At 62.7% G+C, this 15228-nt stretch carries 12 protein-coding genes; 6 read left to right on the forward strand and 6 right to left on the reverse strand.

What is annotated here, in order from left to right; all coding sequences use genetic code 11:
• Window positions 1–185: 185 nt before the first annotated feature.
• The 3 genes from O3303_RS06625 to O3303_RS06635 all read left to right on the forward strand — a co-directional run bounded on the left by O3303_RS06625 (window position 186) and on the right by O3303_RS06635 (window position 4294).
• Window positions 186–770, forward strand: a complete 585-nt coding sequence (locus O3303_RS06625; protein ID WP_269561279.1) for a transposase — start codon at window positions 186–188, stop codon at window positions 768–770.
• A 154-nt stretch (window positions 771–924) separates the two neighbouring features.
• The gene (locus O3303_RS06630) at window positions 925–2283 is read left to right on the forward strand and encodes a sigma-54-dependent transcriptional regulator (protein ID WP_269561280.1); all 1359 of its coding nucleotides are present in this window, start codon (window positions 925–927) and stop codon (window positions 2281–2283) included.
• Between the two features lie 229 nt (window positions 2284–2512).
• Window positions 2513–4294: a sensor histidine kinase gene (locus O3303_RS06635; RefSeq protein ID WP_269561281.1), complete on the forward strand. Its 1782-nt coding sequence runs from the start codon at window positions 2513–2515 to the stop codon at window positions 4292–4294.
• Between the two features lie 145 nt (window positions 4295–4439).
• On the opposite strand, the gene O3303_RS06640 is transcribed toward O3303_RS06635, so the two are convergent.
• Window positions 4440–5888, reverse strand: coding sequence for a DUF389 domain-containing protein (locus O3303_RS06640; RefSeq protein WP_269561282.1), 1449 nt, complete (start codon window positions 5886–5888; stop codon window positions 4440–4442).
• 484 nt (window positions 5889–6372) lie between these two features.
• On the opposite strand from O3303_RS06640, the gene O3303_RS06645 reads away from it, so the two are divergent.
• The gene (locus tag O3303_RS06645; protein WP_269561283.1) at window positions 6373–9405 is read left to right on the forward strand and encodes a leucine--tRNA ligase; all 3033 of its coding nucleotides are present in this window, start codon (window positions 6373–6375) and stop codon (window positions 9403–9405) included.
• 164 nt (window positions 9406–9569) lie between these two features.
• Here O3303_RS06645 and O3303_RS06650 read toward each other — a convergent pair whose 3' ends face one another.
• From O3303_RS06650 to O3303_RS06660, 3 genes are all read right to left on the reverse strand, one after another.
• Complete coding sequence (locus O3303_RS06650; protein WP_269561284.1) at window positions 9570–10220, reverse strand: NAD(P)-dependent oxidoreductase; 651 nt, start codon at window positions 10218–10220, stop codon at window positions 9570–9572.
• Between the two features lie 75 nt (window positions 10221–10295).
• Window positions 10296–10736 carry an Rrf2 family transcriptional regulator gene (locus O3303_RS06655; RefSeq protein WP_269561285.1) on the reverse strand — a complete coding sequence of 147 codons (441 nt, stop codon included), beginning with the start codon at window positions 10734–10736 and terminating at the stop codon, window positions 10296–10298.
• Between the two features lie 138 nt (window positions 10737–10874).
• Window positions 10875–11234 (reverse strand): MmcQ/YjbR family DNA-binding protein, encoded by a 360-nt coding sequence (locus O3303_RS06660; RefSeq protein WP_269561286.1) that lies wholly within the window; start codon window positions 11232–11234, stop codon window positions 10875–10877.
• Between the two features lie 193 nt (window positions 11235–11427).
• Here O3303_RS06660 and O3303_RS06665 point away from each other — a divergent pair, with 193 nt between their 5' ends.
• Complete coding sequence (locus O3303_RS06665; protein WP_269561287.1) at window positions 11428–12099, forward strand: LEA type 2 family protein; 672 nt, start codon at window positions 11428–11430, stop codon at window positions 12097–12099.
• Window positions 12100–12175: 76 nt separating this feature from the next.
• On the opposite strand, the gene O3303_RS06670 is transcribed toward O3303_RS06665, so the two are convergent.
• Together O3303_RS06670 and O3303_RS06675 are read right to left on the reverse strand one after the other, a co-directional pair.
• Entirely contained in the window at window positions 12176–12349 is a 174-nt protein-coding gene (locus tag O3303_RS06670; RefSeq protein ID WP_269561288.1) for a DUF6728 family protein, read from the reverse strand.
• Window positions 12350–12626: 277 nt separating this feature from the next.
• Complete coding sequence (locus O3303_RS06675) at window positions 12627–14396, reverse strand: AMP-dependent synthetase/ligase (RefSeq protein WP_269561289.1); 1770 nt, start codon at window positions 14394–14396, stop codon at window positions 12627–12629.
• Window positions 14397–14742: 346 nt separating this feature from the next.
• Between O3303_RS06675 and O3303_RS06680 the strand changes: the two genes are divergently transcribed.
• Window positions 14743–15201 (forward strand): nuclear transport factor 2 family protein, encoded by a 459-nt coding sequence (locus O3303_RS06680; protein WP_269561290.1) that lies wholly within the window; start codon window positions 14743–14745, stop codon window positions 15199–15201.
• Window positions 15202–15228: the final 27 nt, after the last annotated feature.

Below are 15228 nucleotides of genomic sequence, written 5' to 3' on the forward strand. Positions count from 1 at the left end.
GACACTTCGCGTCTCCCCGCTGAACAACCAAAACCACCGATGCAACCGCAGAACGATGTAGAGACGCGACACTTCGCGTCTCCTCATTGAACGACTGGAATACAACAGTTACCTTGAATGGCCGCTAACTGTATTCGTTCCAACGCTGAGACGCGAAGTGTCGCGTCTCTACATCGTTCAGGAGGATGGATGAACCGCTATTACACGACCAATACCGCATTCCATCCAACCGTTTGCCGGGTTATAACTACGGGCAAAGCGGAGCTTATTTTGTCACGATTTGCACGCATCAGCGCCAACCCTATTTTGGCACTATAGAAGTTCCAAGAAACGATTGGGACGCCGCATTTTTACGGCCCACGCCTTTGGGGGTAAAGGCGTCGGAATACTGGGACGCCATTCCACAGTTTGCGCCATTTGTGCGGCTGGATGCGTTTGTATTGATGCCGGACCACCTGCACGGGGTATTGCTGTTCGACAAGGACGAACCTGATGGCGCGGACGAGGAGACGCGAAGTGTCGCGTCTCTACTGGCCTACGAAAACCGGTTTGGGCCACAGTCGCGCAACCTAGCTTCTGTGTTGCGCGGGTTTAAATCGGCGGTTACCACGTACGCGCGCCATCACCAGCTGACTTTTCAATGGCAGGCCCGGTTTCATGACCGGGTGGTACGCAGCGAAGCCGAACTGGAGAAAATCCGCTCGTATATCGTCACCAATCCAACCCGTTGGGCAAAGGAATACGACAACGGCGAAGGCCTATATCGTTGAACAGTTGTAGAGACGCGACACTTTGCGTCTCGTCGTGCGCGCCGCTCGGGCAATGTGGCAGGCACGAAATCAGATAAAACAACATCAGCAACGACGAGACGCGAAGTGTCGCGTCTCTACATTTGCGCAATTCTCAGATCTTACCCCTCCCCCAATGCCCACCGGTACCCTGCTCCTGATTGATGATGAACCGCGCCTGCGGCAGCTGTTGGCGCGGGTGTTGGAGCTGGAAGGCTACACCGTACTGCAGGCCCCCGATGCCAGCCGCGGCCTGGAGCTGCTCCAGCAGCACGCCCGCGAGGTGCTGGTGGTCATTTCCGACGTGAAGCTGCCCGACGGCCACGGCGTGGACCTGATGCCGCGCTACCGCGCCAAGGCCCCCGACTGCGAAATTGTGCTGCTCACCGCCTTCGGCACCATCCCCGACGGCGTGCGGGCCATGAAGCAGGGCGCCTTCGACTACCTCACCAAGGGCGACTACGAGCAGCAGCTGGTGGTGGTGGTGGAGCGCGCCGCCGAAAAAGCCCGTCTGCGCCACCGCGTGGCCGAGTTGGAGCGGCGCATGAGCCAGCGGTTCAGCTTCGAGAGCATGATTGGTACGGCCCCGGCCCTGCGCCGCGCCCAGGACCTGGCCCGCCAGGTAGCCCCCACCGACAGCACCGTGCTGCTGGAAGGCCCCACCGGCGCGGGTAAGGAGCTGTTTGCCCAGGCCCTGCACGAGGCCAGTGAGCGGAAAGCCAAGTCGTTTGTGGCCGTGAACTGCTCGGCCTTCCCCAAGGATTTGCTGGAATCGGAGCTGTTTGGCTACAAGAAGGGTGCGTTTACGGGCGCGCTGGCCGATAAGAAGGGACTGCTGGAGGAAGCCAGCGGCGGCACGCTGTTTCTGGACGAAATCGGGGAGCTGGAGCTGAACGTGCAGGCCAAGTTCCTGCGGGTGCTGGAGACGCGGCAGTTCACCAAGCTCGGCGACACCAAGCCCACCAGCGTAAACGTGCGCATTGTGGCCGCCACCAACCGCAACCTCAAGCAGGAAGCCGCCGAGGGCCGCTTCCGCCCCGACCTCTACTACCGCCTCTCCGTCTTCACCCTCCACGTGCCCAGCCTGCGCGACCGGGCCGCCGACGTGCCGGCCCTGGCTGCCCACTTTCTGCAGCACTTCGCGGCCCAGCTGCGCAAGCGCCTGCCGGGCCTGGAGCCCGAGTGCGTGGAGCTGCTGCAGCGCTACGAGTGGCCCGGCAACGTGCGCGAGCTGAAAAACGTGCTGGAGCGCGCCGCCATCCTGGCCCCCGCCGACCAGCCCCTCTCCGCCGGCTACCTCCCCGACGAGTTCCACACCCTGCCCGCCCCCCTCAGCCCCGACGCCGACCCCGCCGACCAGAGCCTGCGCGCCGTGGAAGCCCGCCACATCCGCCAGGTGCTGCACCAGTGCCAAGGCAACAAAACCGAAGCCGCCCGCCGCCTCGGCATCGGCCTGACGACGCTGTATAGGAAAGTGCAGGAGTACGAGTTGTAGGACGTGGCAAGAGCATAGGAGTTGTCTGTCATCCTGAGCCTGCGAAGGACCTTGTCACGCCTGAACAACTCCTTCCGAACGACTCTGCGCCCTCCGCGCACCCTTCTGCGTCCTCTGCGGGCTAAAAAACTGCTGAACGACCATCGTGCAACTGGCATAAGGTCCTTCGCAAGCTCAGGATGACAGACAACTCCTAAACTCAAACCCGCCCACCCTCATACCCCAAATAATGTCCCTCAAACTCAAAATCCGCCTGAGCATTGCGCTGATGCTGGTCCTGCTGCTGGGGCTGGGCGGGTACACGTTCTTCAGTTTGCAGCGGCTGGAAGGCGGGGCCCGGGGGATTCAGCGGGCCAACTTCCGCTCGGTGGAGTACGGCGAGCAGATGCTGCGGGCCCTGGAGGCGCTGCAGGACCGGCCCACGGCCCAGCCGCCGCTGCAGCAGCTGCGCCGCGCCCTCACCCGCGAGGCCGCCAACATCACCGAGCCCGGCGAGCTGGAGCTGGTGGACACGCTCACCCAGCAGCTGGCCGACTACCAGCGCCTGGTGGATGACCGCGCCCCGGACGCCGCCCAGGTAGCCCAGCTGCACCAGCTGCGGGCCGCCACCCACCGCATGATGCAACTCAACGCCCGCTCCTTCAACCGCCAGACCGACCAGGCCGCCGCCACCGCCCGCGGGGCCCGGCGCACGGTGCTGGTGTTGCTGCTGCTAAGCACGGTGGTGGGCCTGAGTTTGGTGGTGCGCCTGCCCCGGGCCGTGCTGCGCCCGTTGCGCCGCCTGCGCGCCGACGTGGAGGACGTGGCCAGCCCCGGCCCGGCCACCCAGGTGTCCATTGCCAAAAACGACGAAGTGGGCGCCGTGGCCCTGGCCCTGAACCGCGCCTTCGGCTACATGCAGGACCAGCGCAGCGTCACGCGGGCGGCTTTGGCCACCGAGCGCAGCCGCCTGGAAAGCCTCATCGAGCACCTCGATGAGGGCCTGCTCCTGCTCGACCCCGACCGCACCGTGCTGCTGGCCAACCCCGTGGCCCGGGAGCTGCTGGGCCGCGAGGCTGCCGCGCTGGTGGGCCGTCGGGCCGAGGACCTGAGCCAGGAAACCGAGCTGCTCAATGCCCTGTTCCGCCCCCTGCTGGCCCAGGAAGGCGCCCAGGCCGGCACCACGCCCGCCCCCGTCACGCTCACCTTCACCCGCCCCGACGGCGAAACGGCCTACTACCAGCTCACCCTCAACCACATCGTGAGCCGCAACCGCGAAACCGGCCGCACCGAGTTTGTGGGCCACATCCTGAGTCTGCGCAACGTGTCCGACTTCAAGAAGCTCGATGAGGTGAAGTCGAACTACCTGGCCACCATTTCGCACGAGCTGAAAACCCCTCTGGCCAGCATCAAGCTCAGCCTAATGCTGTTGCAGGATGAGCGCACCGAGCCCGAGGAGCGCCAGCGCATTGCCGACGGCATCGGCGACGAAACCCAGCGCCTGCTGGGCATGGTGGGCCAGCTGCTGGCCGTGTCCAGGCTGGATGCTGGGGCCGAAATCCAGTTCGACGTGCAGCCCATCACCCTGGCCCAGGTGGTGAATTACGCCATCGACACGGTGCGCCCGCAGGTGGAGGACAAGGAGCTGCGCCTGCGCCTGGAGCTGCCCGCGAGCCTGCCCGCCGCCCGCGCCGACGTGGAAAAGACCACCTGGGTGCTCATCAACCTGCTGGCCAACGCCATCCGCTACTCCCCCCGCGGCGCCGACCTGTGCGTGCGCGCCGACCAGCACGCCGCGCACGAGCTGACCATCAGCGTACAGGACTGCGGGCCGGGCATCGCGCCCGAACACCACGAGCGGATTTTCCAGCGTTTTTCGGAAGTGCCCAATACCACCGGCCACAAGGGCGGCTCGGGCCTGGGCCTGAGCATCTCCCGCGAGTTCATCGAGGCCCAGGGAGGCCGCCTGTGGGTGGTGAGCGAGCCGGCGCAGGGCAGCCACTTCCGCTTCACGCTGCCGGTGGCAGGATAGACCGGCTGTGTGCAAAAGCCCTGGAACGTCATGCTGAGCTCGCCGACGCATCTCTACTGCTTCTTTGGATTGATGTTGCAACGAAGCGGTAGAGATGCTTCGACAAGCTCAGCATGACGTTCCGAAATGTGCCTATCTGCCGCTCCTATTTGCTTTTTGCCGCCTTGCGAGGCAAAGGCTGCACGCGCACGGCGGGCAACGCCACTTTGGCCACGGCCCGACGGGCAGCTACAGGCGCTAGCAGCAGCTGCACCTGCGGACGGTTGGTGCGCACCCGCAGCCACTGCGCCAGCCGCGCCCGCTCCGCAGGTGGCACTGAGTCGCGGGTTTCCGCACTGACCACCAGCACGGTATCGGCGGGGAGCGAGTCGCGGGGAATGGCGGGGCGGGGCAGTGCCGTGAGGGTCAGGCGACGGATGGCGGGGTGCTCTACCTGCACCTCGCGCAGCAGGGCCTCGGGGGCGGGCAAAGCGGTGCGGGCGGCCACCACCAGCTGTTGCAGGCGGTTCAGCTCCACCTCGTAGCGGCTCTGGGCCTGGCTCTGGCGGGCGCGCACGTCTTCCAGCAAACTCTGGCGCAGGCTCTGGGCATCAAATGAGTCGTAGGCCTGCAGGCCCTGGCGCACCACCAACGCGGTGCCGCCGAGGCGGTAGCGGGCCAGTTCCCGGCGGGCCGCGCCCAACCGCACCGTGTCCACGGGACGGCCCACCAGCAGCACATTGATAGTGCGCTGCCGGGGGTCAATCTGCCGCGTTACCACGTAGGTACCCGCGAAATTCAGCTCCTTGGCCACAAAATCCTCAGCGGCGTGGGCGTACACCGAGCGTTGCACGATGCGGTAGCCCAGCCACACGCTGGGGCCGGCCACCACCACGGCCGCCGCCAGCATCAGGCGGCGCACCCGCCGGGCCTGGGCCTCATCCTGAAACCGGTGGGCCGGCAGCCCCAGAAACCGAATCACCAGGAAAGCCGCCAGCGTGATGAACACGCAGTTGATGGAAAACAGGTAGAACGCGCCCAGCGCGTAGTTCCAGTGGCCCGAGGCCAGGCCGTAGCCGGCCGTGCAAAGCGGCGGCATGAGGGCCGTGGCAATGGCCACGCCGGGAATGACGTTGCTTTTCTCGCGGCGCGTGAGGCCCACGGCCCCGGCCAGCCCCCCGAACAGGGCAATGAGCACGTCCCAGATGGTGGGCTCAGTGCGGGCCAGCAGCTCCGACTGCGCCCCGCTCAGCGGCGTCAGCAGGAAGTACACCGTGGAGGTAAGCAGGCTGATAACCACCGCCAGCCCCAGGTTTTTCACGGCCCGCCGCAGTAGATCGGGGTTGTTGGTGGCGGCGCTGTAGCCGATGCTTACCAGCGGCCCCATCAGCGGCGAAATCAGCATGGCCCCGATGATAACGGCCGTGGAATTGACGTTGAGCCCCACCGAGGCAATGAGGATGGCGAAAATCAGCACCCACAGATTGGTCCCCCGAAACGAAACGCCCGACTCCACGCTCTCCTCTATCACGGCCGGGTCGGCGGTATCGTCACGCAAATCAAACCGTTGGCGCAGAAAGCGCAGCAGCAGCGTCGGGTACTTCATCAGAGGCATAGGCGGGCGGAATTTGGGGCGGAAGTATCGAAGTGCTTACGGTGGAGTTGCGCGGGTGTTGGCCCAATGCGCCGTTGCTCCGTAGCCCAGGGTTTAAACCCTGGGCTACGGAGCAGTTGCTGCTGAACAGTTCGACTGTCAGCTAGCACGATGTAGAGACGCGTATTCGCGTCTCGTCGTTGAATGACCCGGCACCGCACCGCCCCAACCACGTCAGTACGATTGTAGAGACGCAATATTTTGCGTCTCGTCGTTGAACGACCCGGCACCGCGCCCCCCAATTAACACGATGTAGAGACGCGACCCTTCGCGTCTCTACATTGAACGACCCGGAACCGCACCGTTCATCAAACAACGTCAGCAACGACGAGACGCGAATACGCGTCTCTACACTCCCCTATCGGCCCCAAACGAAGAAGGCGGCGTTTTCCCGGCAATTCCGCGTAATTTCGCCCGTTCCGATTCATCGAATTACCGACTGTCCATGCCCGGCTACCATCCCCAGGATATTGAGAAAAAGTGGCAAGCCCACTGGAAAGATCAGCAGACGTTCAAGGCCGATAACGCCTCCGACAAGCCCAAATACTACGTGCTCGACATGTTTCCGTACCCCAGCGGGGCGGGGCTGCACGTCGGCCATCCGCTGGGCTACATTGCCTCCGATATCGTGTCGCGCTACAAGCGCCTGCGTGGCTTCAACGTGCTGCATCCCATGGGTTTCGACTCGTTTGGTTTGCCCGCCGAGCAGTACGCCATCCAGACCGGCCAGCACCCGGCCCTGACCACCGAGCAGAACATCGACACCTACATCCGGCAGCTCAACTCGCTGGGCTTCAGCTACGATTGGAGCCGCGAGGTGCGCACCTCCGACCCGGCGTATTACAAGTGGACGCAGTGGATTTTCCTCAAGCTGTTCAATAGCTGGTACAACCTCGACACCAACAAGGCCGAGCCGCTGAAAACCCTGCTGGAGAAGTTCGAGCAGAACGGCAGCGAAGGTATCCGGGCGGCCGGCGACGACGAGGAGCGCCACAGCTTCACGGCGGGCCAGTGGAAGCTATTCTCGGAAAAGCAGCGCCTGGAAGTCGTACACCCCTACCGCCTGGCCTATCAGCAGGACACCTACGTGAACTGGTGCCCCGGCCTGGGCACGGTGTTGTCGAATGATGAAGTAAAAGACGGCCTCTCGGAGCGCGGCGGCTTCCCCGTGGAGCGCCGCCTGATGCCCCAGTGGAACCTGCGCATCACCGCCTACGCCGACCGCCTCCTGCAGGGCCTCGACACCCTCGACTGGCCCGACGCCGTGAAGGAAATGCAGCGCAACTGGATCGGCAAAAGCATCGGGGCTGAAGTCACGTTCCAGGTGCAGGACCACGAGCAGGCGCAGATTAAAGTCTATACGACGCGGGTTGACACCATTTACGGTGCCACGTTCCTGGTGCTGGCGCCCGAGCATGAGCTGGTGAAGGAGCTGACCACGCCGGGGCAGCAGGCCGAAATCCAGGACTACATCGACGCCACCAAGCGCCGCTCGGAGCGCGACCGGATGGCCGATACCAAAACGGTTACCGGCGCTTTCACCGGTGCCTACGCCCTCAATCCGCTCAGCAACGAGCCCATCCAGATCTGGATTGCCGATTACGTGCTGGCCGGCTACGGCACCGGCGCCGTGATGGCCGTGCCCTCGGGCGACCAGCGCGACTACGTATTCGCCAAGAACTTCGACCTGCCCATCGTACAGGTAGTCGATGCCCAGCAGATCGACGAGCAGGCCGACCCCACCAAGGACGGCCTCTACTTGCACGGCCTCATCAAGGGCCAGAACTACAAGCAGGCCACCCAAACCCTGATCGGGGAGCTGGAGCAGCGCGGCATCGGCAAGGGCAAAACCAACTTCCGCATCCGCGACGCCATCTTCGGCCGCCAGCGCTACTGGGGCGAGCCCATCCCGATTTACTACAAGGAAGGCACCGCCTATGGCGTGGCCGAAGCCGACCTGCCCCTGGTGCTCCCGGAAATCGACGAGTACAAGCCCACCGAAACCGGTGAACCGCCCCTGGGCCGCGCCAAGGACTGGAAATACAAGGGCCTCTACGAGTACGAGCTGAGCACCATGCCCGGCTGGGCCGGCTCCAGCTGGTACTACCTCCGCTACATGGACCCGCAGAACACCGGCCGTTTTGTGGGCGAAGAAGCCGAGCAGTATTGGCAGCAGGTGGATTTATATATGGGTGGCGCAGAGCATGCTACGGGCCACTTGCTCTACTCCCGCTTCTGGCACCTGTTCCTGAAAGACCTCGGCGTGGTATCCGCCCCCGAGCCCTTCCAGAAGCTCATCAACCAGGGCATGATTCTGGGGGTTTCAGAGAAGATCCGACGCAGTGGTTACAAAACTACAGCTGGTGACGAAGGCGAAGGAGCATCAAACTCTGCTTTTATTATCACTAAAAAAGGCAGCAGACAACTTTTGAATAATGACGTTTTCAGTGTGTACCTAAGCGCAGATGTATACAGTGAAAAATATGCAGATAGCAAACTGCCACAGTATATTGAAACCCATGTTCCGATAGATTTAACAAGAAACTCGGAAATGGATGTAGAAAACATATTATCGTATCTCAAGAATAAAAGAGAAGAATCTTCTGCTGTTTTTGTGTGTGAAAATGGGTTTCATGTGTTCCATTACGATAAGAGCAGTGAAACTTATATCTACAAAGGATTCGATGAGATTCTTGATATAGAGCATGTTGAGCACTCTAGAAGTGGGCTTGGAGAAATAAAAAATCCAGCCAGCCATCCGGCTCCATTTAAAACTCGGCCTGAGGTCGAAAAAATGTCGAAGTCAAAATACAACGTCGTTAATCCTGACGTTCTAATCGACAAATATGGGGCCGATGCGCTGCGCTTGTACGAGATGTTCCTCGGGCCGCTGGAGCAGTTCAAGCCTTGGAACACCAACGGCATGAGCGGCGTGGCCGGCTTCCTCAAGAAGCTCTGGCGCCTCTACCACCCCCAGGACGGCACCTTCGCCGTAACCGATGAGGCCGCGACGCCCCAGGAGCTGAAGGCCCTGCACAAGGCCATCCGCAAGGTGGAAGAGGACATCGAGAAGTTCTCGTTCAACACCACCGTCAGCGCCCTGATGATTACGGTGAACGAGCTGACGGCCCTCGACTGCCACAAACGCGCCATCCTGGAGCCGCTGGTGCTGCTGCTCTCCCCCTACGCCCCGCACCTCGCCGAGGAGCTGTGGCAGCAGCTCGGCCACCCGGCCGGCAGCATCAGCCACACCCAGTACCCCGAGTTCCGGGAGGAGTATCTGGTGGAAGACACCGTGAACTACCCCGTAGCCATCAACGGCAAGGTGCGCGAGACGCTGCAGTTCCCCGCCACCGCCACCCCCGCCGACATCGAAGCCGCCGTGCGCGCCTCCGACTTCCTGCCCCGCTTCGCCGACGGCAAGGAACCCAAGAAGTTCATCGTCGTGCCCGGCCGCATGGTGAACGTAGTGGTGTAAGTTGATTTTAGCTGTTATTGGAAAAAGGCCCGCCGGATAATCCGGTGGGCCTTTTTCGTTTGTCATCCTGAGCGGAGCGAAGGATCTTATCACGTCAGAACACTTCGTATGATAGCCATCCTTACGTGATAAGGTCCTTCGCTCCGCTCAGGATGACAGATATACTAATACGCTGCGGTGAACCGCTGGCGGCTGTGTTTGGGCTGCTCTACTTCGTCGAGCACCACCACGGCCAGATCTTCGCCCGAGAGGATGCTGCGGCCTTCGGCGTTAAACACTGGGTTTTCGGTGCCGAGGCGGTAGTGGCCGGTGCGGCCGGTGTCGATACCGGGGTGCATTTCGATGGCGGGGCTCAGGAACGTCCAATCGAGGGTGTCGTTCGTTTTCAGCTCGTTGTGGTAGTCGCGGGCGGCCTGGGCCCCGGGTTTGATGTCGGCGGGGAAATCCGGGCCGTCTACTAGCTGCTGGCCGTTGATATAGAGGCTGCCGGCTCCGCCGATGGCCACCAGCCGTGCCACGCCCGACTGCACGGTGGCGGCTTCGATGGCGCGAGAGCCTTCCAGGAAGTCGTGGTAGAGGTTGGGGTTGGTCCAGCCGGCGCTGAAGGCGTTGATAACCACGTCGTGGCCGGCCAGCTGGCGGGCGGTTTCGTCGACGTGGGTTACGTCGCCGGTTACTACGGTCAGGTGGTCGGAGGTCTGGGTGAGTTTGGCGGGGTCGCGCACGAGGGCCGTTACGTGGTGGCCGCGCTGCAGGGCTTCGGCCAGGATGCGGGAGCCAACAAAGCCAGTGGCACCGATGAGGGCAATTTTCATGGAAGTAAAGGGTAAAGTGAAGAGAAAAAGAGACGCACTGTAACCACTATAGTTACAATCAAGCGCAAAAAAAAGTCAGGGAATAAGGGCTTTGGCTGCAATGTCGGTGGTGACCTGCTGCAGGGTGGCGTGGGCCAGCACCTGCTCCAGGGCCTTCTGGGCGCGCTGCAGCGTATCATCCAGCGCCGACTGAATGTGGCGGCCCACCAGGCAGGCCGGGTTGGGCTTGTCGTGCACGCTGAACAGCTGGCCTTCCTCCACCACTTCCACGGCCCGGTACACCTCCAGCAGCGTGATGGCCGCAGGCTGGCGCGTAAGGAACGTGCCGCCCGAAGCCGGCCGCACTTCTACCAGCCCGGCCTTCTTGAGCTGCCCCAGAATCCGCCGAATCACCACCGGGTTGGTGTTCACGCTGCCCGCCATGCGCTCCGAAGTCAGCAACACAGCATCCTGCTCCGGCAGCGCCAGCAGGGAAAGTACATGTACGGCGACGGAAAAACGGCTGCTGATCTGCATAATCTGGGAGAGAAAAGCCCGGCGGCACGGCCGTGGCTTCCGGTACTTGGTGCGACAAAAGTAGCATTGTAACTAATGAAGTTACAACCTGATTTAAAAAGAAAGCGGCAGAAGCCGCTTTTACACTTGGATGGCGCGCTACTGCTCGGCGGCGGCCAGCTCCTCGCGCAGCTTTTTGGGCAGAGAAGCGCGCACCAGGTCATAGGAATGGTCGATCAGTTCGCGCAGCTGCCGCTCCGGCGCGCCCGTGCCGATGAGCACCGTGTTCCAGTGCTTCTTGTTCATGTGGTAGCCGGGCAGCACGTACTCGTGCTGTTCGCGCAGCTCTTGGGCCCGCTCCGGGTCACATTTCAGGTTGATGCTGCCGAAGGTTTCGATGTCGGTGAGGGCAAACACTTTGCCGCCGACTTTGAACACCAGCGTTTCGGGGCCGAAAGGCGTTTCTTCGGTCACGCCGGCTTTGAGCAGGCAATAGTCGCGGAAGTCTTCGATGTTCATGCGGCGAAGCTACCGGTTTCAACAGATTTACGAAGCATTCAGGCAGTACGCGGGCTGTTTGGCTGTGGGGCCCACCGGCGGCGAGAGGTGCGGGGCATAAAATCCGGCCAATTGGCTGTTGCATAGCAACCCGCTGCAAACGAAGCTGGTATAGGCAGTCACTCCAATTCTCTCCTCCTGACCCACAACCGCCATGCTGCACCGCCTCACTCCTACCAAACCCCGCTTTTCCCTACTTGCCGGCAGCCTGCTGCTGGCCCTGGGCCTCGGCAGCTGCGGCATCTCCGAGCAGGTGCAGCAGGCCAAAGCCTTCAAAGACACCCAGATCCGGCTGGCCTCCGTGGAGCAGGCCACTGTGGCCGGCATCGACGTGACCCAGATCCGGCGGCCCGGCGACTTGAGCACCATCGACAAGGCCCGGCTGGCTACCGCCTACGCCACCGGCAACCTGCCGCTGCGCATGCGCGTGAATCTGGAAATCCGCAACCCCAACGACGAAACCGCCGCCCTCAACGAGCTGGACTACATTGCCCTCATCGACGGCAAGCAGGTGGCCACCGGCCGCTCCACCGAGCGCATCGAAGTGGCACCCAACGGCACCGCGCTGGCCCCCGTCACGCTGGAAAGCAACCTGCGCGAAGCCGTGGGCGAAAAGTCCGGGGAGGCGCTGGCGGACCTGGTACTGGGCCTGGCCGACCGTGACCGGCAGCCCGTGCGCCTGACGATGCGCATCCGGCCCACGTTTATCACCGGCAGCGGCCGCCGCATCGCGCCCGCCGGCTACATCACCGTAGACAAGGATTTCACGGCCAATCAGGTGCTCGACGCCATCGACAAGCGCGACTCGCTGAAAACGCGCCCCTAGCCACGTCCGGCCCTAATTACAACGGCCCCGGCACCTGCCTTACAGCAGCTGTCGGGGCCGTTTTGTGGGGTGCGGCTTAGCGGATAAACCAGCGGTAAATCAGCACCATGAGGCCCACCAGAAACATGGCCATGCTCAGCTTATTGATGAAGTGCATGGTGCGCAGGTTGAAATTGGTGTGGCGCGCGGGGTCGTCTTTGCGGAAAAAGTACCCGAACATCGGGCCGAAATTGAACAGGTCTTTGCGCATGAGGCAGTTGGATTCGGGTTCGGAAATATAACACCCGGGGAGCGGAAAAGATTTGCGCAACGGCCGGATAGCCGGTAGTAGCGCGAACTTTGCAGCTCGCGTTTCTGCGCACAGTCAGAGTCGTTGAACGGCTGGCGTTGTTGCGTTTTGACAACAGAACGTCATGCTGAGCTTGCCGAAGCATCTCTACCGTTAGTAATTCACTCATTACAACGAAGCGGTAGAGATGCTTCGACAAGCTCAGCATGACGTTCTTTCACGCTAACCGGCTACGGCGCTACCCCCGAAACAGGTTCTCGATGCGCTGCTGGTTGTTCTGGCTGATGATTTTGCGGCGCACTTTGAGCGTGGGCGTCAGCTCGCCCGATTCCACGCTCCAGAGGGCGGGTAGCAGCTCGATTTTCTTGATCTGCTCCCACTGGGCGAAGGCGGCGTTGGTTTGCTGCACCAGCTGCTCGTAGAGCTGGCGCACCTGGGCGTGGGCGGCCAGGGCGGCATCGGAGAGGTCGGCGGGGAGCTGGTGCTGCTTGGCCCAGGCGCGCAGCTCGGTGAAGGCGGGCACCAGCAGGGCGGCGGCGTACTTCTCGCCCTCACCCAGCACCATCACCTGCTCCACCAGCGGCGACTCCGACAGCTTCGATTCCAGCGGTTGCGGGGCCACATACTTGCCGTTGGAGGTTTTGAACATCTCCTTTTTGCGGTCCGTGATTTTGAGGAAGCGGCCCTGCACCATCTCGCCAATGTCGCCGGTGTGCAGCCAGCCCTCGGCGTCGATGACTTCGGCCGTGAGGTCGGGGCGCTGGTAGTAGCCCTGCATCACGGAGGGCGAGCGGGTCAGGATTTCGCCGTCGGCGGCGATTTTCACCTCCACGCCCGGCAGCACCGGCCCTACGGCCCCGATGAGGTTGCCCTCGGGCACGGGCTGGCTGGCGGCAATAACGGGCGAGGTTTCGGTCATGCCGTAGCCCTCCATCACCCGGATGCCGGCCGCCCAGAACACCCGCGCCAGCCGCGGCTGCAGGGCCCCGCCCCCGCTCACGATGTAGCGCACCTGCCCGCCCATAGCCGCGCGCCACTTGCTGAACACCAGCTTGTTGGCCAGCGCCAATTGGGCGTTATACCACGCGCCCTGGTCTTTTTGGGTGTCGTAGCGCAGCCCCAGATCAAGGGCCCAGAAGAACAGCTTGCGCTTGAGGCCGGTGAGCTGCTGGCCGGTGGCCACAATCTTGTCGTAGATTTTTTCGAGCAGGCGGGGCACCGTAGTAAACACGTGGGGCTGCACCTCGCGCAGGTTGTCGGCAATGCGCTCCACGCTTTCGGCGTAGTAGATGCTGAAGCCCAGCTGCAGGTACAGGAAGGTGGCCGTGCGCTCGAAAATATGGCTCAGGGGCAGAAAGCTGAGGGTTTTGTGGCCCGGAGACAGGGGCAGGTAGCTCAGCAGATTCTGGCAGTTGAACAGGATGTTGCGGTGGCTGAGCATCACGCCTTTGGGCCGGCCGGTGGTACCGGAGGTGTAGATGAGCGTGAGCAGGTCGTCGGGCTGCACGGCGGCTTTCAGGGGCTCCAGCGCGGCCACGTCGGCGGCGGCCCCCAGGGCCAGCAGGTCGGCGAAGGAGCGGTGGCCGGGCGTGGGCTCGAAGGTGAGGATGTGCTCGGGACCGTGCGGCAGCCCGGCTACAGCCTCCTGCACCCGAGCCAGCAGCTTTTCGCCCTCCACCAGCACCACGCGCACGCCGGCATCCTGGAAAATGTGGCGGTAGTCCTCCACCGTGATGGTCGGGTACATGGGCACGCTCACGGCCCCCAGCTGAGCAATGCCCATATCGGCCACCACCCACTCGGGGCGGTTGGGGCAGATGATGGCCACCTTATCGGCGGCCCGCACGCCCAACGCACGCAGCCCCAGGCTGGCGTGGTTGCTCATTTCCTGCACCTTGGCGGCACTCAGCGGATGCCAGTGGTCGTCCTTTTTTTCTACCAGGCAATCGGCCTCGGGGGTGGTGTGGGCCAGGTGAGCCAGCAGGTCGAAGGTGCGGGAAAACGTCATGGGAGAAGCGCGGGGAAAGGGGCCGAAACTGCGGCAATCCGTAAAAATAGGCGGCTGCCCGGTGGCAATAGCGGCAAGCCATAATTTTATCAAGCCACGGACAGCCGCGCGGTATAGAGCCGCGACCCTCCGCGGCTCGTCGTTGAACGAGCGGAACCGCACCGGCAGTACGATGTAGAGACGCGTATTCACGTCTCGCCGTTGAACGACTGAGGCCGCGCCGTCCACTCAAATAACATCAGCAACGACGAGACGCGAATACGCGTCTCTACATCCAACGTCGGCCCGCGTGCTGCTTCGGCAGGACGTTCTGTTACTTTGCGCGCTCCACCCTCCTGCCCTATTTATGAAGCCTCTGCTCCTGCTGCCCCTGATGCTAACCGCTTCGGCGGCCTTCGCCCAAACCAAACCGGCTACCGAAACCGAGGCGGTGCAGCAAACCATCCGTCGGTTCTTCGACGGGATGCGCCGCGGCGACAGTGCCGCCGTGCGCGCCACGCTGGCGCCGGGGGCCGTATTTCACACCCTCACCGCCAAAAACGGCCAGACGCAGTTGCGCCCCGAAAACCCCTCGAATTTCGTGAAGGCAGTAGGCACGCCGCATTCGGAGGTGTGGGATGAGCGCATCACGTTCGACAAAGTGCTCATCGACGCCAACCTGGCCAGCGTCTGGACGCCCTACGAGTTCTACCGGGGCAGCACCTTCAGCCACTGCGGCTACAACTCGTTTCAGCTGGTGAAGCTGACAGAGGGCTGGAGGATTGCGCACATCATCGACACGCGCCGGAAGGATAAGTGTAGGTAGGTCAAGCTGGCACGGTGTAGAGACGCA

This window comes from Hymenobacter canadensis, assembly GCF_027359925.1.
Lineage (GTDB): Bacteria > Bacteroidota > Bacteroidia > Cytophagales > Hymenobacteraceae > Hymenobacter > Hymenobacter canadensis.

Bases quoted from the DNA above. Each gene is read 5' to 3' on its own strand.
- O3303_RS06635 (WP_269561281.1), top strand. From the start codon at position 2,513: ATGTCCCTCAAACTCAAAATCCGCCTGAGCATTGCGCTGATGCTGGTC.
- O3303_RS06655 (WP_269561285.1), bottom strand. From the start codon at position 10,736: ATGCAGATCAGCAGCCGTTTTTCCGTCGCCGTACATGTACTTTCCCTG.
- O3303_RS06675 (WP_269561289.1), bottom strand. From the start codon at position 14,396: ATGACGTTTTCCCGCACCTTCGACCTGCTGGCTCACCTGGCCCACACC.
- O3303_RS06650 (WP_269561284.1), bottom strand. From the start codon at position 10,220: ATGAAAATTGCCCTCATCGGTGCCACTGGCTTTGTTGGCTCCCGCATC.
- O3303_RS06625 (WP_269561279.1), top strand. From the start codon at position 186: ATGGATGAACCGCTATTACACGACCAATACCGCATTCCATCCAACCGT.
- O3303_RS06660 (WP_269561286.1), bottom strand. From the start codon at position 11,234: ATGAACATCGAAGACTTCCGCGACTATTGCCTGCTCAAAGCCGGCGTG.
- O3303_RS06640 (WP_269561282.1), bottom strand. From the start codon at position 5,888: ATGCCTCTGATGAAGTACCCGACGCTGCTGCTGCGCTTTCTGCGCCAA.
- O3303_RS06665 (WP_269561287.1), top strand. From the start codon at position 11,428: ATGCTGCACCGCCTCACTCCTACCAAACCCCGCTTTTCCCTACTTGCC.
- O3303_RS06670 (WP_269561288.1), bottom strand. From the start codon at position 12,349: ATGCGCAAAGACCTGTTCAATTTCGGCCCGATGTTCGGGTACTTTTTC.
- O3303_RS06645 (WP_269561283.1), top strand. From the start codon at position 6,373: ATGCCCGGCTACCATCCCCAGGATATTGAGAAAAAGTGGCAAGCCCAC.
- O3303_RS06680 (WP_269561290.1), top strand. From the start codon at position 14,743: ATGAAGCCTCTGCTCCTGCTGCCCCTGATGCTAACCGCTTCGGCGGCC.
- O3303_RS06630 (WP_269561280.1), top strand. From the start codon at position 925: ATGCCCACCGGTACCCTGCTCCTGATTGATGATGAACCGCGCCTGCGG.